The sequence below is a fragment of the Pseudoalteromonas luteoviolacea genome (assembly GCF_000814765.1).
Classification (GTDB): domain Bacteria; phylum Pseudomonadota; class Gammaproteobacteria; order Enterobacterales; family Alteromonadaceae; genus Pseudoalteromonas; species Pseudoalteromonas luteoviolacea_H.
Genome location: NZ_JWIC01000010.1, coordinates 622476 through 646540 on the forward strand (window position 1 = coordinate 622476; position 24065 = coordinate 646540).

Sequence of the window (24065 nt, forward strand, 5' to 3'; positions counted from 1 at the left end):
TTAAACTAAGGAAAATCATGGTTGCTCAGCCCACTAAATCATTCAAACTTAGCCTACTGGCAGCAAGTCTCTCGGGAGTACTCCTTGCTTCTCCCATGGATACCCAGGCTGAGGACCAAGTGCACAGGTTGAATTTACCGGTGAACACGCTTGACCAAGCAATTTCAGATCTTGGAGAACAAACAGGTACTTCTATTTCTGTCAACAGTACACTAAGTAAAGATCTTAGAAGCAATCAGGTTTTAGGTAATTTAAACGTTCACCAAGCCATCACCAAGCTATTGGCAGGCACTGGGCTCAGTTTTGCAAAAACAGATACTGGCTACGTCATCTATGACGCCAATATTAATACGCCTGTTGCACAGCTGCCCGATATGCATGTCAAAGCAGTGGAAACCATAGAAGTACTGGGTCAACCAATTGAGCGTAGCTCCTCTCCGACAGGGCTTGATTTATCAGTTAAAGAAACCCCTCAGTCAATCTCAGTCTTAGATGCTAATTTTATTGAGTATTATGGGCTAGATGATGTTGAAGATGTACTAAACAATAGCGCAGGTGTCTATCGCTATAAATATGGCGCTTCAGACGATACGCTTTTCTCTTCTCGCGGCTTTTACGTCAATGAATATGTTAAAGATGGCATGCCAGCTGGTTTTTCTCGAGGCCAAGAATTTCGCTTAGACAGTGCCGTTTATGACTCAGTCGAAGTACTTCGCGGTGCAGCTGGTTTAATGGCGGGGGCAGGTGAGCCCTCAGCAACCGTCAACCTGATCTCTAAAAAACCCACACGCGAACGTTTACTCAACGTCTCTGCGGAGCTTGGTAGCTTCAACCACAAACGCGCCGAGCTCGATGCCAGCAGTGCATTGACCGAAGATGGTAAATATGCAGCACGCGTCGTCTTAGTGTTTGAAGATGCTAACACCTATATTGACCGAGAAGACACCCAAAAGCAGGTGCTCTATACCCAGTTTCATGGCTATTTTGGCGCACAAGAACAAACGGAAGCGACTCTGACACTCCACCACCAACAGCTAGATCACAACGGTGTACATTGGGGAGTCCCTATTTTCAATAATGATGGTAGCCGCACAGATTTGCCTGCATCGACTAACCTCGCCTCACCAAATGCGTTTCAAAATAGAGAGCATACTGGTTATACCTTTAAGATCTCTCATCAGTTAAACCTTGATTGGCAACTCAATGGTGCAATCTACTATGGAACCAATGATTTAGAGTCTATTTTCACTTACTTCTCATCATCAGCAGATCCTAAAACAGGCCTAGGCGTATTCGGTATTGATTCACTTTTTGCCGATGAAGGTGAAGTAACCACCATGACAGCCAGTGCAATCGGCCGAGTTGAGCTGTTTGACCGTGAACATCAAATCAATATCACCTACCTAAAAAACGACACTGAGTACACAAACCGTACATACGAAGAAGAGACCCCTGAAGGACGTCGTGCTTTTTACCCTATGGCGAGCCTGTTCGATACCAATCCAGCTCAAGGTATAAAAGCACCAAACATTAATCAAAAAATCATAGACAGACATGAAGTTGTCGATGAAGAAACGTTAGCACTGAGCACCAATATCGATGTCCATGACCAAATCAATGTCATCGCCGGAATCAAGTTTTATAAGTTCAAACAAAACAATCAAAATTATACATCTTGGCAAGGTCACTCAGCTTCTGCATCATCTGATGACGGTGATAGTAAGTACTTGGGCCTGGTATACAGCCCACTTGATAGTTTGAACATCTATGCAAGTTACACGGATACATACAAGCCACAACCGGGCTTGGTTGATATTAACTTAGGCCCCATTGAAGCCATTACTGGCCAAAATATTGAACTTGGATTTAAGTTCGCACTGTTTGACGATAAGTTTAATATCAACGTTGCCGCATTTGATACTTTACTGAAAAACGTTGCAGAAGCCATTCCGGAATATGCCCATGCAACTCCCATTCGATACCGCCAAGTAGACGGTGCAAACTCGACCGGTTTTGAACTCGAGATAGCAGGCAACCTCACTGAAACCTGGCAACTTAACGCCAGTTACAGCGAGTTTTCCCTCGAGGATCAACAAGGTGAGGACGTCAACAGAGAAGCACCTCGCAAGTTATTGAAATTAAACACAAGCTACCAGTACCATGATTGGCGAGTAGGCCTAGGCTTACAGTGGAACAATGACACCACAGTGAACGTGTTAGCGCCTCGTGGCGTTGATCTTGGGCTACCAGCAGGGACTCGACGCGGTTCATTGGCCGATACAAAGCAAGGTGAAACGCTGATTTCAGCTCACCTTGGCTACCAAGTCACCGAACAACTTGATGTGAAGGTACATGTGCGCAACCTACTGGATGAACCCTACTACGATACATACGGATTTGTACCTAAGAAGGCTGGTTCTCCACGTACTTGGGTTATCAGTGCCAACTACAAATTCTAATAAAAATAAGGCGGCGTAAGCCGCCAATACGTGACTATCATAATGTATTATTTACTGCCCAGTTTATGGCTATGCGGTGTGCTGTACTATGCAACCAGCACACGACAGAAGTGGCTATCACGCCCCTTATCTGGACGCCTATTGTTACACCTATTTGCATTGAGCATTTGCCTACTTGCTGTATGGGGCTTTGTGCAAATAGGTATGACAATCGGTGCCGCACTTACTTATACCCTACTATTAAGTATGTTTGCCCTCGCGGCACCGATTTTTTTAATTCACCATTTTAATCACGCTGCTTGGCCAAGCTTGGCTGTTACTGCACTGATTGCCACTGCATTGCACTTTGTTTATGGAGGCTTTTATGTGGCATAAAACGTTTGCGGGCTTCAGTTGCGGTTTAATAACTATCACTTTACTTCCCAGTAGTTTAATCCACTTTTATTATGATTTGCGCGCCCTTTCTGCCGCGCTTTTCATGACTGTAGGTTTAACTGGTTGGGCATGCATTATGACATATTGCTATGGCGCCGGCAGCCCCAAAGCAGCTTGGCTTCGCGGCCTCTATTGCGCGGCGCCCTCAGTGTTAATTTATCTGATAGCCTTTTTCACCTAATGGTTTCTCCATGTTTTCCAAAGATACTTTAAAAAACCTCACGCATGCGCACACTTGGCTCGGCTTAATCATTTCAGGCGCACTCATGATTATATTTGTCTGTGGTAGCCTCTCTTTTTATCGCGCTGAAATTCATCAATGGGACCGATTTCATAACTTTCATAAAACCTTGCCCACAGAGCAAATCCCTGTCAGCCACATCATTGATAAGTTACAAGGGCTTGGTTATGACATTCGCTTCAATGACCGAGTCAGTATTGATTTGCCCAGTGAGAATAAACCGTTTTACACCGTGTTTTTTCTCGCTACACAAGACGGTAAACGACAATATTTAAATTATAGCTTTGCCGCAGATGATGGACGTTTACTCGACCTCGATCGCAATCAATTTTTTCTCGCTGACATGCTGTATCGCATGCACTACCACTTATATATTCCAAGCATTGGATTTGAACTGGTCGGGATAATAACTTTAATCTTTTTTGTGGTGCTATTAACAGGGCTACTCATCCACCTAAAAAAAATCATTAGTCACTACTATCAATACCGGATCCACAAAGCCAAAGATAAATACCTCGATGGTCATATCTTGATAGGGGTGACCGCATTTCCCTATACCTTTATGTATGCACTGACCGGCGTCTATTTCAATCTGGCTTTGCTATTTCAAGCCAGCTTTGGGTTTGCAGCATTCAATGGCGACTTTACTGAACTGGATAAAGCACTTGGCAAACCTGGTGCAATACCGCAAACAGCCACAGGCCTGACGCTACCAACGCAACAATATGACGCCTTGTTGTCACACATCAAAACGCGTTACCCAACACATCAGCTCACCTATCTATTTTCGTATGGTATGACAGACAAAGCCGCTCATGTTGAAGTGATTTTGCGCCAAGGCGGTTCATTACATGAATATCATCGACTGCGTTTTGCATTAGATGACTTTACGCAATTGAGCGGCGACATCATCAAACATAATCCTGCGCAGGCAAGCGCGGCGACTTTTGAGGCGCTACATTACGGGACATTTGGTGGTGATCTGATGCGTTTTTTAATGTTTTTAATGGGTCTCGCGTGCTGTTATTTGATTTTAACCGGCAACCTGCTCTGGTTAGAAAAGCGAGCAAAAAATCGTCAACAAAGCAAACTGGGGTTGCGCTTTGTCAGCGCAATGACACTGGCTCTGTCTAGTGGCGTGCTCATCTCAGTCGCCATGTGCTTTGTCATAACACGCTTTTTGCCTGAGTATTTTACGATGCAAACTATTCTTGTGCCTGTGTTTCACCTCAGTTGGTTTTTTGCCATGCTTCATGCATTGGTAAAAAATGCGCCAAGAAAAGTGATGGTCCAGCAGTTAATGATGGCCGCTTTACTATTTATATTGGCCCCCGCTTATGACTTATTCAATGGCATGTTGACCATACAACCACTATTACTGGCAGATAAAGCGATATGGTGGGTCAATGGTATGCTCACTATCATGGCAATCCTATGCCTAGTCATTGCGAAACAGTACAGAAAAAGCACCACCAAATAACACCTTAATACGAGCCCGTAGTGCATACTGTTACATTGCTTTACGGGCTGATTATTGATTACCTCTAAACAATTCAATACCATAAGCACGATTTTAACTTGATAATAATTATTACATGATACGCTTTGTTGTATTACTGATGTTGGTTGTCGCCTTACATATCTTGGTATTGGGCTTAATGACTGACAGCAAAGAAGACACCACGTCTGTCAAACCGACTCCTCTGGCTATGACATTGACACAGCTCACTCCTACGCAGCTAGGCACACACCAGCAAAATAATTCAGAACACGCCAATGCTCAATCAAGTACAACCAATCAATATATTAAAGATAAAAAAGAAGAAGTAAGCACTCACATAAGCTACACTAAAAAACAAAATAATGCTGGTTCAAAACAAACACCATCACAACACAAGCAGCTTGCTAGGCCCATCAATATATCTGAGCCTACGTATCCCGCAGAAGCAAAAGACGCTGGACAGCAAGGGATTGTTACCATCAAATTTTTAGTCAATACAGAGGGGCGAGTCGAGTCTCCAAGCATTGTTAAAAGTAGTGGTTTTGATGCCCTAGATATGGCCGCGAAAAACGCCATTTTAGACTGGTCATTTTATCCCACATTACTCAATGAAAAAGCGATATCACACTGGTATCAACAACGTATAATTTTTGAAATTGAAAAAGCCCATACACATAAAAACATCGAGCTCACCCCATAATGACAAACCTATTTATCTATCTCAGCCAGTTTGACCCGATCATTCTTGCCATTTTTTTGCTGCTTTTAGCCCTGTCATGTTTAACTTGGAGCCGAGCACTTCACTTGTGCTGGTCTTTGCTATGTATCAAACGCCAGCAAAGGCATGCAAAACAACTGTGGCATAAGCAAGAAGCTTTAGTCGCTTTTCAACAAGCCCATAAATCGCCAAGCGCTCAGCTTTTTAAACGCTTCGGTCTGTATTACCACATTGCAAAAGTAGGTAACTTAGCAAAGCAGCAATATCTAAACGCCCCCAGTGAACAATTCTCATTGTCTGACTTTCTCGCCAGCCAATTGACCTTATACAGTAAACGCGCCTTACCTAAACGTGGCTTGAACTTACTTGCGACCACCGCCGCCTGCGCGCCCTTTATCGGCTTACTAGGCACAGTCTGGGGCATTCACTTATCCCTGAATGTCATTGGCGCGCAAAAGACGGCAACGCTGACCGCCCTCGCGCCAGCCATTGCTGAAGCACTGATTATCACTGGGGTGGGTATCGCAGTTGCCATCCCAGCGGTGTTGTTTTATAACTTTTTTGCCAAACAATATGAGCAGTTACAAACCGATCTCAATTATTTTGCCCAGCAGTGGCATAATTACCTATTAACTGGCCACCCGCCAGCACATTTATCAGGGGCTTGATATGGACTTTAATCAGCAGGATGTACAGACTCCCAGTATTAAAGAGCCCAATATGCTGCCTTTAATTGATGTCATGTTGGTGTTACTGGTGATTGTTCTGATCACCTCGCCTTTGCTCACCAAAGCCCTTAATGTCGATGTCAGCAATGGGCAAGCTCAAGCCGTGCAACCAGCACAGCTCACCCTATCAATTAACGACAAGGGCACATGGCGAGTAAACGGCCAAGCGCTTAACCAAGCACAAGTGAGATATTATTTAATTGAACAAGCCGAGCAGACCGATTTAAGTGTGCATTTAAATGTGGGCAGTAAAACTCAATATCAGGATGTGCATAGTTTGATGTCATTGTTGAATGAGTTAAGTATCGATAAAGTCAGCTTTGCAAAGCAAGAAGAACAAAAAAAATAGGCAGGCAGCAACCGTACTGCTTGCCTATTGGCTTCTCAAGAAAACTGTAAACCAGGTCTAAGTCACATCTCGATGTCACACATCGGTATGCACCCACTCTACCCCAGAGCCAAACCAAAAAGATATTACGGCCGATTACTACCAACACATTTTCGATAAATACGTTATGCCAAGCACAGCTAATCGACATCGTTTTCACTCCAGAAATCTCAATACCTGTTTAAAAGCGCACTATAATTTTAACTATCACAGACGTTAAACCCTACCGTCCGCTTTGATAAACCTGTCGTCCTAAGGAGTAGACATGACAAGATTACCCGACCCCAATCACTATGAGTCTGCTCTACCCAAACTCAACTCCATGTGTATTGTTGGACATACCACAGACTCCACGGCCAAAATTTGGCTACGCACCTTCACGCCCGGACAATGGTGTATCGTCCTCGTTGAAGCAGCCCACATAGACACGCTCAAAAACCACCTCAACGAATTTAGCTCTCATCCTGATGATGTCTGCTTCAATGGTGCAGGTATCATAAAGTGCCCAGTTGATACAGCAGAAAAATATGATAATTGTGCCTGTGTCACGCTAGAAAACTTAAGTCCAGATACTTGTTATCATTACTTTTTATTTGCCTATGGCGATACCCATCAGACACTGTCGAGAAAAATTGAAAAAGGCTACCTTATTGAGCACTCCTTCTGCACAGATCAGCCAGGGTCCAATTGGCGTGACTTTAGTTTTGGGTTTTACAGCTGTCACGACCCCTTTGGACAGAAATCAATTACCGATGGTTTATGGCCAGATCTATGCGAAACACTCATAAAAAGAAACACCCGCTTTGTGATAGGCGGCGGCGATCAAGTCTACTGTGATACCCATGGCAAACGGACCAAATCAAAGCGCAAACAATCTCAACCTGACATTGAAGATTTATGGGATTGGCTCAGTCGTCACAAAAACGCATTGTATGACGCTTACACAGAGCAAGGCGTACTCAACAAGGAAGGTGTCATAAATTACTTAGCCAAGCTTTATCGCATCTATTACCGTATTTATTGGAACTTCGGCTCGCAGCAGTCGGTATATCGCGCTTACCCTCAATACATGATGTGGGACGACCACGAAATCATGGACGGCTGGGGATCGCTCACCAAAGCGCAGCGAATAGACAAACTCAGTCACTTCTGGCAAGACGATGACGACCATATCAACGCGACCATTGCACGATTGGCCTACCGAGCCGCTAAGAGAGCTTATTTGGATTATCAGCATTTGCATAACCCGGATACAAATGTGTCGACCAGACACTATGATCTCGAAGATAGCCAGCAGCAATGGGACTACGGCTTTATAAAAGGCCCTATCGGTGTTTATGTACTTGATACTCGCTCGCACCATGATGTGGAAAACCAAGCAGACGGCGCGCGTTTATTAGGCCCAGAGCAAATGATGCGCTTTGCACAGTGGCTTAGCGACACGGCAACCAGCGGTGTGAAAGCCATCTTTATTGTCACCGCCGTCCCCGTCGTGCATTGGAATGACGCCGTAATGAATAACATGGATCTACTGTTAAAGATTTTTGGTGCCATGGACGATGCCATTGATGAATGGGGCAATGACACCAACATCAAAGAGCGCAATATCATGTTAGATCATGTGTTTGAGCTATCCCATGCTAATCAAGTCCCCATCACCTTTTTAAGCGGTGATGTACACTGCGCATCGGCCTTCAAGATCTCCTCCCCGAACTTCCCCAATGCCAAGGTGATGAACATCACCTCCAGTGCTATTTCTCGCAAACCGCCCCCCAAAATGGCTGCCGTTGCCATCGATAGCAGCAAAAAGATGTATCGCTCAACCCATATCGAGATAGAAAACATATTTGAAATGGCAGGTAAAAATAACTTTTTAGTGGTCGATATCTCTGAGCAAAACAATGCCTTGTCGATTATCGCCAACGTCTATTATGGCAAACCCAATGATGATGAGTTGCAGAAAGAAGAGATAAGGATTATGTAATGGTGGCTATTTTGAAATTAAAAGCTTTAGGAACGCAAAGGCAGTTTTAACGCGTTGCTTTGTATGACAATAACTCGACTAGCGAGCGATATTAAAAATGGGCAATTACAGCATTGTGTCGTTGTAACTGCCCCATTAGGAATTAAAGCAGCGTATTTATTGGCCAAGTTTCCACTACGCCGTCATTGGTTTCACTGATGACAACTTGCTTAGACTCATTTGCCGCGATGCTTAATACTGAAGCTCGATTTCGACCATCAACTTTATTCGCCATAAACTTTGCAATTAAGCCCCCATCTGCAACACGCCAGATCTGCACTTTTTGGTTTGGAGAAGCGGTGAGTAACCACTGATCATTGTTAATAAATGCCGACTGATTAAACTCTATGAAGTTACTAAATGTAGATAAGGACGAGCTTAATTCTTGTGCTTTTAAATCAATAAACTGACGTGCATCCACAGAGTCCAGCACAAACGCCTTAGTTGCGTCTGCGTTTAGAGAAACATGGTTGACTCTGGTAGAGAATTTATAAGACTGTAATTCTTTGCCTGTTTGTACATCCCACAGTTTAGCAAATTTATCACTGGAGCCTGTCATCGCGGTACGTCCATCAGCGGACAGCGCCACGGTATTTACATCTAAGTCGTGTAATTTGTATAGCGCTCGGCTATGAGTTCTGACATTGATTACTTCCGTTTTGCCGCTTCTATACCCTAACAGTAAAGTTTCACCGTCATTAGATATCGCAATATCTCTTATAATATTTTCACCACTTGACCATACACCTAACGGCTTACCAGACTTTGCAGAAAATAGGCTGACAGACAGCCTGTTAGATATATAAAACACGCTGGCGTTTTCAGCTATTCCTGATAACTCAATATTACCCTCAGCGATACAGGGAAATACTTTTTTGTCTGAGAGGTTACTCCATAGGCAAACTTCATTTTGCCTTGCAATAATAGACAAAGCACCGTCATGAGAAAGATCAGATGATTGCACTAACCCTGAGCCATGTTGCTTTTGAGAGCTTGCTGGCGCTTCAAAGTGAGAGCCCCAAAAACAGCCCGTTAATAGTAACGAGAAGGCCATAGCGGATATTTTTTTCATTTTTATATTCCTTTCAATATTAGGCGCTAAGGCCAATAATCTTGTTTCCGAATAAACGTTCACAACAGCAGATATTACTCTTGGCATAATCCAACAAATTATTTGGTTGGACAATTTGCTTTGAATCACCGTCGCAATCCACGCCCATAAAGTCGTCAAATCGAGACTCCAAATTAGAAACACATAGAGTCAGGTCCCGCATTTTGCATGGTGATATTACATTTTTCAACGGCAGATATTTTCTCATTTCTGTTGTTCAGTAATCAAAAGGGCCAGAGTCATTGTTCACACTGACAGCTCTGTAACATGGTTTCTGACTTTCGTCAGAATGACGAGGGTCAGATTATGGCTGAATTTAAAACACCAAGTAACAGAAGTCAGATTCTTTGATATGAAAGCTTCAGACAGCGCTGCAAAATGGTTTCTGACTTTCGTCAGAATGATGAGGTGCAGAGTGCACATAAACCTAGCGCCTCAACCGAATGGGTCCTGTGACCTTAGTCAGAATGACGAGTGATATGAAGGCTTTGCAGGCAACGCCACTTCCCTGATATGACGTCTGAAAATGAGTCATGTGCTGGCATTGATGCGGGCCAAAGCATGCAGGCACATGAATGCGCTCATCCGTACTTTTTAATATGTGTGTAAGTTGCTTATTTCACCTTGCACAAAAGTAACCTTGCTTCGCAACGTATATTTTGCACCTATGTGCAGATACAACAAAGGGGCGAAACGATCACCCCTTTGTGACAAACTTTATTGTCTCTACACAAAAACTAGCACACCTGCCCGCACGCCCAGCCGCTTGACCATGCGTATTGGAAATTATAGCCACCTAGCCAGCCGGTGACTTCGGTGACTTCACCGATAAAGTACAGACCTTTGGCTTTTTTCGCTTCAAAAGTTTTAGAGCTCAGCTCGTCACTATCAACACCCCCTAAGGTCACCTCTGCGGTGCGGTAACCTTCTGTACCATTCGGTTTTATTTGCCAAGCAGTTAATGTGGCAGCGATGGTATCAATCTCGCCATGGGTTAGTTGATTAGCGGGTTTATCAGGTACGCTGTTGTCGTTAATTAATGCATCAACAAAGCGCTTTGGTAGCAGTTGACCAAGCAGGTTTTTAACTGACTTTTGGCCTTGATTTTGACGCCAGTCGTGCAGCAGCTCAGCAACGTTTGTATCAGGTAATAAGTTAATACTGACCGCCTGACCCGCTCGCCAAAAAGAAGATATTTGTAAAATGGCCGGGCCCGATAAGCCGCGGTGAGTAAAGAGAATATTTTCTCTGAATTGGGTGCCATCATCACTGGTCACTAGGCTATCGACACTGATCCCAGACAAGCCTTCAAAACGTGCTTTATCGTGGTCGTGCAAGGTAAAAGGTACTAGCGCAGCAGTTGTTGGCAATAACTTTAAACCAAACTGCTCTGCAATTTTGTAACCGATTGGTGTTGCCCCCAGCTTTGGCATGGTTAGACCGCCAGACGCGACAACCAAAGAAGTACAACTAAATGTCTGCTCTGATGTGGTGACTATATATAAGCCTTGTTCGTCACGTTCCACATTGAGTACTTCATTGCGTAAAAAGATTTCAACACCGGCCCACTCGCATTCCGTCATCAAAATATCAACAATGTCTTGCGCACTATTATCACAGAATAGTTGCCCAAGTGTTTTGTGGTGATAATTTAAGCCATGACGGTCCACCAGCTCTATGAAATCATGCTGGCTATAACGGCTTAAACTGGATTTTACAAAGTGAGGATTAGCACACAGATAGTTTTCTGGACTGGCATTTTCATTGGTAAAATTGCAACGGCCACCACCACTAATGAGAATTTTTCTTCCCACTTTTTTACCCATATCAACAATAGCGACCTTTCTGCCTCTGTAACCAGATTGTGCCGCACACATTAATCCGGCAGCACCTGCGCCGATAATCACCACGTCAAATTGCAACATTGTATACTCTGAAACGAAAAACTTATGCCGTAATTATAACTTTTTTTAAGCTTAAGTGGGAGTTTATAGTTCAAAACACAACCAAAAAAGCATATTTCTATCACTTTTTAGAATATGAGATAAATCATTTACAATCTTTTACAAAGTCAAATAGTTTATTCTTTGAGCAAGAATATTTTGATAAACTTTAATAAAAACATAATGATAATGAAATAATAAAGACTTTTATCCATCCCCTTATAACCAAATGAATAGTGTAAATAACAAAACAATACTTTCACACCAATCACAACAAGTTTACGTTTGTTAACCACTTGGCTCAGAGAGGTTGCCAAGAAAAACAACAAGTAAAACAAGGGTAAAAAAATGACAACAGGAAATTTTAAATTAGCAGCAATATCAATGGCTGTTACAGGATTACTTTCAGCTAACGCAGCAATGGCAATGCCACAAAATGTTAACGTACAAGCTGAAGCATTTGCTCAAGCAGTACCAAGCCAAGCACAACTTGCTCAAAAACTAGAATCACAAAGCGGTTTTGGTACTCAGTTCATCATCAAATATAAAAATAACAACAATGACATCATGTCACTTGCAAGTGCAGATATGTCTCCAACGATGATGAATACACGTGCTCGCAGTTTCGTAAAAGGCTTCAACAGCAAACGTGCAGCAGCCAAAGCGCAGTACGTTCGTCCGATGGCGCTTTCAAACCACCACGTAATGCGTGCTGATAAAAAGCTTAGCGCTGCTGAAACACAAAGATTCATGCAGGACATGCTGGCATCAGGCAACGTTGAGCACATTGAAGTTGACCAAATGCTACAACCATTTGCGACACCAAATGATCCTAGCTACAGCTCACAGTGGCACTACTTTGAAGCTGCGGGCGGTATTAACGCACCTGCAGCATGGGATAAAGCAACAGGTAGTGGTGTAGTAGTCGCTGTACTAGATACAGGTTACCGTCCGCACGCTGACTTAAACCCAAATATCCTGCAAGGTTATGACATGATCTCTAACCTTTCGGTCGCGAACGATGGCGGTGGCCGCGATAGCGATGCACGTGACCCGGGTGATGCAGTCACAGCAAACGAATGTGGTTACACTCACAGCGCACGTAGCTCAAGCTGGCACGGTACTCACGTAGCAGGTACTGTTGCTGCAGTAACGAATAACGGTGAAGGTGTTGCCGGTGTTGCTTATGACTCTAAAGTTGTACCTGTACGTGTACTTGGTAAATGTGGTGGTTTAACGTCTGATATCGCAGATGGCATCATCTGGGCATCAGGTGGTTCAGTATCAGGTGTACCAGCAAACGCAAACCCAGCAGATGTTATCAACATGAGTTTAGGTGGCAGCGGTGCATGTAGCTCAACAACACAAAATGCGATTAACCAAGCACGTGCGAACGGCACTGTGGTTGTTATCGCGGCAGGTAACGACAACGACAACGCAAACAACTACAACCCAGGTAACTGTTCTGGCGTAGTTAACGTTGCATCTGTTGGTCGTAACGGTGGTCGTGCATACTACTCGAACTACGGTACTTCAATTGATGTTGCCGCACCGGGTGGCGCACAGAGCTTTGCTAATGACCCTGAAGGTATCCTTTCTACTTACAACTCAGGTAGCAACACACCTGTGAGCGATAGCTATAGCTACTCTCAAGGTACATCAATGGCAGCACCGCATGTTGCAGGTATCGCGGCACTTATCAAACAAGCAAAACCAACAGCGACACCAGACGAAATCGAATCCATCCTAAAAAATACGACGCGTAGCTTCCCAGCAACATGTACTAATTGTGGTACTGGTATTGTTGATGCGAGCGCGGCAGTTGATATGGCACTTGGCAACGACAACACAAACCCTGGTGACAACGTATTAGTTGATGGTGAAGCGAAAACGGGCCTAAGTGGTGCAAAAGATGCTGAAGCTTTCTTTACTTTCGAAACACCAGCTGGCGCAAGCAAAGTGACTTTCACAATGAGCGGTGGTACAGGTGATGCTGACCTTTATGTCAGAGCGGGTGCAAAGCCAACAACAGCAACTTATGACTGCCGTCCGTATGAAGGTGGTAACAACGAAGTGTGTACTATCGATAACGCATCTGGCACATATCACGTGATGATGCGCGGTTATTCGGCTTATAGCGGTGTCAGCCTTGTTGCGAATGCAGAGAGCACAGGTACACAACCAGGTGGTATCACTGAAACAAACCTATCTGCATCAACAGGTAACTGGAGTCGTCACCAAGTCACTGTTCCAGCTGGCATGTCGAGCCTAACGGTTAAAATCTCTGGTGGTTCAGGTGATGCTGACCTTTATGTAAACCCAGGTAGTGCACCTTCGACGTCTACTTACCAGTGTCGTCCATATGAAGGTGGTAACGCTGAGACCTGTACCATCACCAACCCAGCTGCTGGCGTTTGGCATATTGGTCTGCGTGCATACCGTACTTTCTCTGGTGTAACACTAGACGCACAGTACAAATAATCCCTAGTTCTTAATGTAACAACACAAAGCCGGAGTGATTCCGGCTTTTTTAAATCCCGCGTCAACGACATTAAGACAATAAAAAAGCCAAACATACGTTTGGCTTTTTGCTTACTCTCACGTTAATCAAGACACATTACGACAGCCCTAAGCTGGCTCTGATCTGTGCCATCTGCTGCTCCAAACGATGTTGGATCTCGCTGATCTGTTGGTTTGATCCATTCACCTGCGCTTTCATTGTGGCCATAGAACTACTAAAACTGTCTACCAATTCAGTTTGTTGATTACTCAGTGCCATCGCATCAGCGGCGACTTGGCTGGCACCTTGTGCACGCTCCGCAACGCCTTCTGAGTTACGCTTTAACTCTTGCGCATGTTCAGTTTGCTGCTGCGCCTCTTGCGCCAGTGCACTGATTTGATTCGACACCTTGCTAGAATTATCACTTAAAATATTAAGCTGCGCATTGATGTCTGTGAGCGAGTCCTGCGTTTGACGGGCCAGCTTTCTCACTTCATCAGCCACCACCGCAAACCCTCGGCCGTGCTCACCGGCACGCGCAGACTCAATGGCCGCATTCAGTGCCAATAAGTTAGTTTGCTCAGCAATAGTGTGGATCATCTCTATCACCTTGCCGACATCTTCAACCCCAACGAGCAATTCATTGAGACTCACCAGTCCTTGATCCACACGGCTTTGAGTACTTGAGCTGGCCTTGAGCATAGACTCTGCAAAGCCGACACTTTGCGTCATCGCATTAAATGTATCGCTGGCGTTATCAGCCACTTGCTGATTGATATTACTGGCTTCAAAGCCGATTGATTTGATCTCATCCAACTGATGCTGGTTATGCGCTACCTGCTCAGAGGTGTGCTCTGACTGCTGACTAATACTGGCGAGGTTTTGATTCATATCCTGCATAAAGTCGTTGATCACTTGCAGCATTTGCTCACGTTCTTGGGCTTCAATGCGCTGCCTTTCAATCAGTTGATTAAAGTACTGCGCGATTTCACCGACTTCAGTATTGGCACGCTTACATTTAATCTGTTTCAGTTCATTGCTTTCAATTAAAAAAGCAAAGCCATCTCGTAAGTTGCGCAGCGGCGTCAGCACTTGACTAAATTGCACCCAGTACACGCCGACAGCCAACAATACAAGTAAGCCAATGGCAGCACCAAAAATAGTAAATACCTGAGATTTAAGTTCTGTTTGACGGCGCTTTAATTGCTCGCCTGCATCTAACATCAGTGCCGATAGTTGCTTAATATCATCACGTAATGCCGTGATCCCCTGCTGTCGCTGCTGTGCCTGACGTAATGTATTTTCTAAGTCACGGCTAAAACGATTTGGCCAGCTGTTTAATTCAGATTTAATTTCTTGCGCTAAGTCTTCAGGCTCTTCACCTAAAAAGAGTTCATCCTCATCTACCTCTGTCATCACACCCAAATCATCTAGTCGACCGATTTGCGACGCTAAAGTTTGTAGTCGGCTCAGCGATGTGTGTAGGCTTTGCTGTGTTGCTTGGTCGTAGTGCAGGACTAACTGGTAGGTATATATACTTAAATTCGTGGTTTCAAAATAATAATCAGAAGCTAAGGAGTAATACTCCTCACTCAGTGCATGACCTTGCGCCTGCGCAACATAGTTCATCAATGACGACGCAGAACCCGCCATTTGACGCAATGCATTGTCGAGCAGCGCTAATTCATTCCCTGATAATTTACCAAGCGCTCGATACTTACCCTGAATATCACTATTAATGACATCAAGCTGCTTTTCCATATCCGTCATAACATCACTGGACATGGTTGCTAAGTGCTGGTTTTTAATGGTATTGATCTGCTCACTGGCCTGATTTAAGTACTGACTATCACCTGAGCTCAAGTAATCTTCCACAGTGCCAGCCAAATCAATCAAAACCGTATTTTTAAGCTGTGTATATGCGCTATCTTGCTGATCTAATTTACTAAAGACCTGGCTTGCCCACAATAAAGTCGCTGCAAGAATAAGACTGGCAATGGCTAACAACACCGCCAGCAGCCGGGTAAAAGATGAAACACGCATATGTACTACAATCCCAAAAAGTGAATTTCGGGCTCAGAGTATTAACCTTTTATGACATTTTGATGTAAGTTGTTCACCAAACAACCAATCTCACAGAAAAGCATACTTTTTTAGTATTCTTTTTGTGTACAAATCCTCAACAACATATAGGCTAACGTGCTGGTGCTTATTTCATCGCCGCATTCACATAGACATCAAAACGATTCTTTTTGGTGGTAATTTGCATGCTCGGTGTCTGAGTGTCTAAAAACGGTGCGTAGTCCGGACGTTTAACCACAACCCGTTTGGTAGCCAGTTGAGTCGCAAAAGGCAGTAAGGCATCAGCGTCGTTATCCGCGCCGACTAAGGATTGAAATACACGCATTTCTTTTTTGACCTGCGCGGACTTTTCTCGGTGTGGAAACATAGGGTCGAGATACACGACATCTGGACGACTCGACTCATCTTGCATTGCTTGCTCCAGCAGCGCATGGCTTGAGCCAAAAGCGATTTGCATATTCTCTTGCATCCAGCTACCGATTTCTGCGTCTTGATATGCGCGCTGTAAACCATCATATAAAAGCGCTGCGACCACAGGGTGTCTTTCATGCATCAAAACTTTGCACCCCAATGATGCCAATACAAATGCATCGCGACCAAGACCAGCGGTTGCATCCAACACCACAGGTGTGACCCCTTTATTCAGCCCAACCGCTTTAGCAATAGCTTGACCTTTGCCGCCACCAAACTTGCGCCGATGGGCGCTGGCCCCAGTGACAAAATCGACGCGAATAGCCCCAAGCTTTGGCTCATCTTTTTTGAATAGCGCCAACCCCGCTTCGTCATAAACCAAACGAAACTCCTCATCAAGTGCTTGGTGTTTATCTAGCTCAAAGCGTTTTGTTAACTCATCTAAATAAGAACGGTTTTCTTCAAATGGCGTGTGAATATACAACTGCAGGCTCCTGTCGGTTAAGCCTGCAGATTATATCGTTTAATTGATAAAAAAAGAATGCAATAAAAAGGCTGCGGTATCATCTGTTAAAACAATTCTATGTCGGTTTGCGCTGGTACCTCATCTTCACCCCAAGGCTTGGCCATTTGATTGAGACTTTGAATAAGCTCTTGGCGTACTTGTGTGATCTCGCCCAGCTTATATCGAATGATAGAAAACTCATCATTCACAAATAAAAAATGCTCACTCAATCTCGCCAGTGACGCTCTGTGCTCTTCTGCCAAGGTGGATGTGACAGTTTCATCTTTTACAAACTGCTCAAACTCTGTCACCTTAGTGCCATACACTTCACCAATGCCGCCAAGTTGCTCACTCAACTGCGCAAATGCTAAACCAATTTCCTCAACTTTGTTTAAGGCCACTTCGCTCACTTCCATGTCTTTTATTTTGGCATTGGTGGCTTCTAAAATATGCGGTAGCAAATCTTTAAAACGACCATAAAGCGCAGGGTCATCCGTTGGCATATTTTTAATAAGGAGGGATACTTTGGGATAATTAATGATGGTGCGTCGCCCAAAATCGACAAATCGACTACCTTCTTTATTGGTTTCCAGTAATTCTTGCTCTATCGGCTGTATTGCCCCCTCTTGAGAGAAAAACACCGCTTGATTGTGATACCAAAATGCCAATGCGACTTCTAAATTAAGTGGGGTAAAAAATTCTAAAAAGTACTCAGATAATGTCGTCAGATCATGAGCATGATAAGACTGACCGACATAACGCATGATACGACCCATATCGCCCGAGTCTGTCATGGCAATTTCAGCCGTGATTTGTGCTCGTTGCATGTCTTGCTTAAGTGCCACTGACTGACGGCGGTAATCATCTAATACTTTGATCCGCGCCAATAATTCAGACCCTTCAAACGGTTTTACAATGTAGTCAGCCGCCCCTGCATTATACCCGCGCATACGCTCGCTGATATCCGATTTAGAAGATAAGAACATCACGGGAATATCAGCGGTATGCTCACCGGTTTTTAAGCGCTCGCAGACTTCAAACCCAGACATGCCTGGCATCTCAACATCCAATAAAATAATATCTGGCTGATATTTTATTGCCAATCTTAAGCCTTGCTCGCCATTTTTAGCGTGGATCAATTTGCAATGTTGAGACAGTGACTGCTCTATAACATGGTGAATGAGCTTGTCATCGTCAATGGCAAGCACTAAATTTGTCATATGGCTTTCCCTACAAGATCAGGTCTTTACCATAGCATAGACGGAACTGTTTATTTTGCGAGTGCAAAAACAACAAAGCGCCCTTTCGGACGCTTTGATCATGTGCAAATGACAATATGCGCTTATGCAGCTTTGCCTATACCACTGTGACGCAACAATGCATCCACTTGTGGCGTACGACCTCTAAAGCGTTGGAATAACACCATAGGCTCTTCTGAACCGCCCATTTCTAGGATGTTTTCCATAAAGTCTTTACCGGTTTGCGCATTAAAGATGCCTTCTTCTTCGAAGCGAGAATAGGCATCTGCTGACAGTACCTCAGCCCACTTATACGAGTAGTAGCCTGCGCTATACCCCCCGGCAAAAATATGGCTAAAGCTATGCTGGAAGCGGTTAAACTCTGGCGCCTTAATAATGGCAACTTGCTCTCTGACTTGGTTCAGTCTCGCTTGAATTTGGCACGCTTCACCTTGCTGATAATCAGCATGAATATGGAAATCAAACAATGAAAACTCAATTTGTCTGAGCATTTGCATGGCTGATTGATAATTTTTAGCTGCCAACAACTTGTCTAATAGCTCTTTTGGTAATGGCTCGCCACTTTCGTAGTGTCCTGATATAAAGCTCAGCGCCTCTTCTTCATAACACCAGTTTTCCAAAAATTGGCTCGGTAGTTCAACTGCATCCCATGCGACACCATTAATGCCCGCAACAGCAGGTGCATCAATTTGCGTTAGCATGTGATGAATACCGTGACCAAACTCATGGAATAACGTCGTGACTTCGTTGTGTGTAAATAACGCAGGCTTATCGCCAACCGCTTTGTTAAAATTACATACCAAGTATGCGACCGGTGTTTGCAAGGTGCCATCTGACAATGTACGGCGACCCATACAGTCATCCATCCAAGCGCCGCCACGTTTGTGTTCACGCGCATATAGATCTAAATAAAAGTGACCACGCAGCACATCATTGTTGTCGTGAATAGCAAAAAAGCGCACATCTTCGTGGTAACTATCAAACTCAGTTACTTCAGTAACTTTAATGCCAAACAGGCGATTAACGGTTTCAAATAACCCATTCAACACGCGATCTGCTGGGAAGTAAGGACGTAATAATTCATCTGAGATGGCATATTTAGCTTGCTTTAGTTTTTCACCGTAATAGCCATAATCCCACGCTTCTAACTGCTCAACTTGATGCTCATCTTTGGCGAATGCTCTCAATTCATCAACCTCTTGCTGCGCTTGAGGCTTAGACTTTTTCGCCAAATCATTCAAAAAGTCAAAAACTTGTGCTGGTGTTTCAGCCATTTTAGTTGCTAGCGACTTATCTGCAAAGCTATCAAAACCTAATAACACAGCTAATTCGTGACGCAATGCTAACTCTTCAGTCATGATCGTTGAGTTATCAAACTCGCCACCATTTGGGCCCTGATCTGATGCGCGCGTCACAAATGCGCGGTACATTTGCTCACGCAAGTCGCGATTGTCTGCGTACGTCATAATCGGTAGGTAAGAAGGAATATCTAGCGTAAATACCCAGCCTTCAAGCTCTTTTGCTTGTGCCGTATGCGCAGCTAAGGCCAGCGCTGATTCTGGCAATCCGCCTAAATCAGCCTCATCAGTGACATGTAAATGCCATGCTTGAGTTGCATCCATCACATTGTTGCCAAATTTTGCACCGAGCTCAGAAAGCTTTGCACTTATCTCACCATAGCGTTTCTGTCCGGCTTCATCCAAAGCAATACCCGATAATTTAAAATCTCTTAGCGCATTTTTAATGGTTTTTTGTTGTGCTGTGCTTAAGCTTTCAAATTCGTCGCTTTGCTCAATTGACAAGTACGCTTGGTATAAACCTTGGTGCTGGCCAACATACGTTGAGTATTCCGAAATCAGTGGTAGGCACTCATCGTATGCTTTTCTTAATTCTTCGTTATTAACAACTGAGTGCATGTGAGACACTGGGGACCACATTTTAGATAACTTATCATCTGCTTCTTCAAGAGGTTGAACAAAGTTTTGCCAATTAAATTGCGTCTGCTCAAGCACTGTATCAATGGTTTTACGACAGTGTTCAATGGCTGATTTGAGTGCAGGTACAACATGCTCAGGCTTTATTTTTGAAAATGGCGGTAATCCTTCTAGGCCAATTAATGGGTTGCTCATAGTGTCTCTCTTAATTTTTTATTTCCTGAATAAACTTGAAATAAGGGCTAATAGCGCAAATACAAGTAAAACTTACTAATCTAGTTGAAAGTTATGGCGTATAAAAGCTGTCATACTAAGACTAGTTCAGCGAATTCAGAAGAGGAAACATTATGGCTCAACATTTTGACTACATTGCTATTGGTGGTGGTAGCGGTGGTATCGCATCAGCAAACCGAGCGGCAATGCGTGGCGCAAAGGTCGCCCTTGTCGAAGCAAAACACATGGGGGGCACCTGTGTGAATGTCGGGTGCGTACCTAAAAAAGTAATGTGGCACGGCGCACAAGTTGCTGAAGCCATTAAACTGTATGCTCCAGATTACGGCTTTGACGTTGAGCTAAAAAACTTTAATTGGGCCAAGCTAGTTGAAAGCCGTGAGGCTTACATTGGTCGTATTCACCAAGGTTACAACAAATATCTTGCCAGCAATGGCGTTACGGTGATCAATGGCTTTGCCAAGTTTATCGATAATAAAACCATCGAAGTAAATGGCGAACAATACACCGCAGATCATATCTGTATTGCTGTGGGCGGTCGTCCTAGCATTCCAAACATTCCAGGTGCCGAGCACGGCATAGACTCAAATGGCTTTTTTGAGTTAAACGAACAACCTCGCCGTGTTGCCGTCATTGGCGCGGGTTACATTGCGGTGGAGCTTGCTGGCGTGCTACACAGCCTAGGCACAGAAACCCACTTATTTGTCCGTAAACATGCCCCACTGCGTAACTTTGACCCGATGGTTGTTGAGACACTCACTGAAGTCATGGAAAAAGAAGGCCCAACATTACACACTAATTCAACGCCAAAAGAGCTCGTGAAAGAAGCCGACGGCTCTGTGACGCTACACCTTGAAAATGGTGAGTCACACACGGTTGACCAAGTGATTTGGGCCATTGGTCGCGAGCCAGTGACTGATAAAATCAACCTTGCTGCGACTGATGTCGACATCACGGAAAAAGGTTTTGTGAAGGTCGATGAGTGGCAAAATACCTCAGTACCTGGTATTTACGCACTTGGCGATATCATGGAAGGCGGCATCGAGCTGACACCTGTTGCAGTGAAAGCGGGCCGTATGCTGGCTGAACGCTTGTTCAACCCAGAACTGCCTAACGCAAAAATGGATTACAACCTAGTCCCAACAGTGGTGTTCAGTCACCCACCGATCGGCACCATAGGTTTAACAGAACCAGAAGCGAAAGCGCAATATGGTGAAGACAACATCAAGGTCTATAACTCTACCTTTGCAGCCATGTACACAGCGGTGACACAACACCGTCAACCATGTCGCATGAAGTTAGTATGTGCAGGCCCTGAAGAGAAAATTGTTGGCTTACACGGCATTGGCTTTGCCGTAGATGAGATGATCCAAGGCTTTGGTGTAGCAATGAAGATGGGCGCAACCAAAGCAGACTTTGATTCTGTTGTCGCTATTCACCCAACGGGCTCAGAAGAGTTTGTTACTATGCGATAACGATATTAAAAGCCAACTGACCTGCTCAGTTGGCTTCTTTATGCTTCGATATCGTTACCTGCCACACAGCACCTAACTCTTTTAATACGGCTTTTACCACTGGGTTATTTAGCGCTGACGATTTCGCCACTAAATTTAAAGGTAACTCAAAATCCAACAAAGTGAGCCGCTGTGCTTGTTTGGCTGCAACCATAACTTGCGCCACATCCAACTCTATAAAACTGACACCAACACCATGTGCAACCAAGCTTGCACGGGAAGCGTTATCTGTGCTTTGCACCTGTGATTTCACGGGCTGATTTACCTTCTTTTTCAGTGCAGCATCAAACGGACAATGCTCACCGACGCTTATCCAAGGTAACTCTGCAAGATCGTATACGCTATGAACCGTCGAGACATCAAATGAGGTAGGCACTATCGTGGTAATCGCCTGTTGCGCTAACTCGATATGACACAATGCTGGGACACCATCACCATAAACAAATCCACCATCCAACTCACCACTAACTACTTTTTCAAGGATTTGTCCTGTGTTCAGGGCATGCAATTCCAGTTCAATGCCTGGGCAGCGGTCAACCAGGGCATTGACCAGTTCAGCAACTCGTAATGTACTCGCTTCTCGGTTTAAGCCCAGTTTAAAGGTGCCGATTATTTGTTCTGCGTTTGCTACCGCAAGATTCACCATGTCTCTCGCGCTATCTAAGGTTTTTTGCGCTTGCAGACGAAGCTGCTCGCCTTTTGGCGTTAAACGCATGCCTTTGCTGGTGCGCTCAAACAAGTTCGTTTTAAGTTCATCTTCTAATGCACGAATATGTGCACTGACTGCGGGCGGTGTAGTAAATAACTGTTTTGCGGCTTTGGTTAAGTTGCCCGTTTCAGCGACCACCACAAATGACCTTAAATGATAAAACTCCATGCGCTCAACCTAATTTGATGCTGTACCACAAATATACAACATGCAGCCATCTAGGCCTATTCACAAAATACGAAGACGGCGTTCAGAAATGATGAATTTACCCACTCAAGACCGCCTTGTAGGCTTTAAATACACCAACGAAGAAGGAGAAAAGTAGATGGCCAATGTACATGTCAACAATACTGCAAAGCCAAGTGCGGCACTGGCGCACTTTAGCGCAAAATTACACTGTGAAACGGATTGTAACGATGTTTATGCCGACATCAAGCAAGGCATACAGAACTTTGTACTCGTAGATACTCGATCTGCACACGCTTATGCCAAGAGTCATGCGATCACCGCTATAAATATACCCAATAATGAAATCACCGCCGAACGTATGGCACCCTTTGCACCCGACACCCTGTTTGTCGTGTATTGCTGGGGACCAGGCTGTAACGGCGCCACAAAGGCGGGATATAAACTGGCGCAGCTAGGCTATAAAGTCAAAGAAATGATAGGCGGGATCCACTATTGGGAAGACTTTGAGCGGTATCCTGTCAATCGACATTTAGGTGATCCACAACAATAACCACTTGGGGCTTGTGATGATCACAAGCCCTACCAATAGGAAGTATAATGTCAGTCACTATCATACCAGCAACCAAAACACATCACCCGCAATTACTCAGCATGTTCGTTGCACATGCACACCATGAACAGCATACACTTCATATTGATGACCAACTACAAACCATGGGCGCGCTAGATACGCTCCCAGTCGAGCTATTTATCATTGAACTTAAACACACCACCATCGGTTATTTCAGTGTCATCCCGCAATTTTCAACCTGGGATATGAAAGAGTACCTATATCTAGATTGTTTATTTTTTCAGGACACCTATCGCGGTATGGGGATTGGGCAATCTGTGATGGGCTATATTTTCGATTTAGCAAAAAGGCGAGGATATCAACAAGTCCAGTGGCAAACGCCACACACAAATCAAAGTGCGATAAAATTTTATATCGCGCAAGGGGCAAAACCCAAGGCAAAACAGCGCTTTTTTTACGCCATAAATGAGTGAATCAGCATACCGATGCGCCGAGCATTAACTTTTTCATAAATTACGCAATGAACCCAAACACACAACCAACTTCCGATATTTTATGGCACACTAAACTTGTATTCTCAAGTTTTAAAATAAAGAAAAATCAATACCCTATA

General features: G+C 44.2%; 18 protein-coding genes. 11 read left to right on the forward strand and 7 right to left on the reverse strand.

From position 1 onward, the window contains the following. The first annotated feature begins 17 nt into the window (after window positions 1–17). The 7 genes from JF50_RS24340 (at window position 18) to JF50_RS24375 (ending at window position 8454) form a co-directional block, all read left to right on the forward strand. Window positions 18–2459, forward strand: a complete 2442-nt coding sequence (locus JF50_RS24340; protein WP_052262739.1) for a TonB-dependent siderophore receptor — start codon at window positions 18–20, stop codon at window positions 2457–2459. 30 nt (window positions 2460–2489) lie between these two features. Continuing rightward, complete coding sequence (locus JF50_RS24345) at window positions 2490–2834, forward strand: hypothetical protein (protein ID WP_152614631.1); 345 nt, start codon at window positions 2490–2492, stop codon at window positions 2832–2834. 251 nt (window positions 2835–3085) lie between these two features. Beyond that, window positions 3086–4615: a PepSY-associated TM helix domain-containing protein gene (locus tag JF50_RS24355; RefSeq protein ID WP_039611860.1), complete on the forward strand. Its 1530-nt coding sequence runs from the start codon at window positions 3086–3088 to the stop codon at window positions 4613–4615. 115 nt (window positions 4616–4730) lie between these two features. Then, window positions 4731–5336, forward strand: coding sequence for an energy transducer TonB (locus JF50_RS24360; protein ID WP_039611861.1), 606 nt, complete (start codon window positions 4731–4733; stop codon window positions 5334–5336). Next, window positions 5336–6022 (forward strand): MotA/TolQ/ExbB proton channel family protein, encoded by a 687-nt coding sequence (locus tag JF50_RS26510; protein ID WP_052262742.1) that lies wholly within the window; start codon window positions 5336–5338, stop codon window positions 6020–6022. Before JF50_RS24360 ends, JF50_RS26510 begins: the two co-directional genes overlap by 1 nt. A 1-nt stretch (window position 6023) precedes the next feature. Further along, window positions 6024–6431, forward strand: coding sequence for an ExbD/TolR family protein (locus JF50_RS24370; protein WP_052262744.1), 408 nt, complete (start codon window positions 6024–6026; stop codon window positions 6429–6431). Window positions 6432–6735: 304 nt separating this feature from the next. Next, window positions 6736–8454 (forward strand): alkaline phosphatase D family protein, encoded by a 1719-nt coding sequence (locus JF50_RS24375; protein WP_039611862.1) that lies wholly within the window; start codon window positions 6736–6738, stop codon window positions 8452–8454. A gap of 142 nt (window positions 8455–8596) precedes the next feature. On the opposite strand, the gene JF50_RS24380 is transcribed toward JF50_RS24375, so the two are convergent. After that, on the reverse strand, window positions 8597–9565 hold the full coding sequence (locus JF50_RS24380) for a WD40 repeat domain-containing protein (RefSeq protein ID WP_052262746.1): 969 nt from the start codon (window positions 9563–9565) through the stop codon (window positions 8597–8599). A gap of 776 nt (window positions 9566–10341) precedes the next feature. After that, window positions 10342–11529: an NAD(P)/FAD-dependent oxidoreductase gene (locus JF50_RS24385; protein ID WP_039611863.1), complete on the reverse strand. Its 1188-nt coding sequence runs from the start codon at window positions 11527–11529 to the stop codon at window positions 10342–10344. 366 nt (window positions 11530–11895) lie between these two features. On the opposite strand from JF50_RS24385, the gene JF50_RS24390 reads away from it, so the two are divergent. Further along, window positions 11896–14028, forward strand: a complete 2133-nt coding sequence (locus JF50_RS24390; RefSeq protein WP_039611864.1) for a S8 family peptidase — start codon at window positions 11896–11898, stop codon at window positions 14026–14028. A gap of 136 nt (window positions 14029–14164) precedes the next feature. On the opposite strand, the gene JF50_RS24395 is transcribed toward JF50_RS24390, so the two are convergent. The 4 genes from JF50_RS24395 to prlC all read right to left on the reverse strand — a co-directional run bounded on the left by JF50_RS24395 (window position 14165) and on the right by prlC (window position 20433). Further along, a complete protein-coding gene (locus tag JF50_RS24395) occupies window positions 14165–16090 on the reverse strand; it encodes a methyl-accepting chemotaxis protein (protein WP_039611865.1) in 1926 nt (641 codons plus the stop codon). A 166-nt stretch (window positions 16091–16256) separates the two neighbouring features. Further along, window positions 16257–17024 (reverse strand): class I SAM-dependent methyltransferase, encoded by a 768-nt coding sequence (locus JF50_RS24400; protein WP_039611866.1) that lies wholly within the window; start codon window positions 17022–17024, stop codon window positions 16257–16259. Between the two features lie 86 nt (window positions 17025–17110). Further along, on the reverse strand, window positions 17111–18265 hold the full coding sequence (locus JF50_RS24405; protein WP_039611867.1) for a response regulator: 1155 nt from the start codon (window positions 18263–18265) through the stop codon (window positions 17111–17113). Between the two features lie 122 nt (window positions 18266–18387). Continuing rightward, window positions 18388–20433: an oligopeptidase A gene (prlC, locus tag JF50_RS24410; protein ID WP_039611868.1), complete on the reverse strand. Its 2046-nt coding sequence runs from the start codon at window positions 20431–20433 to the stop codon at window positions 18388–18390. Between the two features lie 152 nt (window positions 20434–20585). Between prlC and gorA the strand changes: the two genes are divergently transcribed. After that, complete coding sequence (gorA, locus tag JF50_RS24415; RefSeq protein WP_039611869.1) at window positions 20586–21944, forward strand: glutathione-disulfide reductase; 1359 nt, start codon at window positions 20586–20588, stop codon at window positions 21942–21944. A 25-nt stretch (window positions 21945–21969) separates the two neighbouring features. On the opposite strand, the gene JF50_RS24420 is transcribed toward gorA, so the two are convergent. Further along, window positions 21970–22860, reverse strand: a complete 891-nt coding sequence (locus JF50_RS24420; RefSeq protein ID WP_039611870.1) for a LysR family transcriptional regulator — start codon at window positions 22858–22860, stop codon at window positions 21970–21972. A gap of 157 nt (window positions 22861–23017) precedes the next feature. Between JF50_RS24420 and JF50_RS24425 the strand changes: the two genes are divergently transcribed. Together JF50_RS24425 and JF50_RS24430 are read left to right on the forward strand one after the other, a co-directional pair. After that, the gene (locus JF50_RS24425; RefSeq protein WP_039611871.1) at window positions 23018–23431 is read left to right on the forward strand and encodes a rhodanese-like domain-containing protein; all 414 of its coding nucleotides are present in this window, start codon (window positions 23018–23020) and stop codon (window positions 23429–23431) included. Window positions 23432–23478: 47 nt separating this feature from the next. After that, the gene (locus JF50_RS24430) at window positions 23479–23925 is read left to right on the forward strand and encodes a GNAT family N-acetyltransferase (protein WP_052262747.1); all 447 of its coding nucleotides are present in this window, start codon (window positions 23479–23481) and stop codon (window positions 23923–23925) included. Window positions 23926–24065 lie beyond the last annotated feature (140 nt).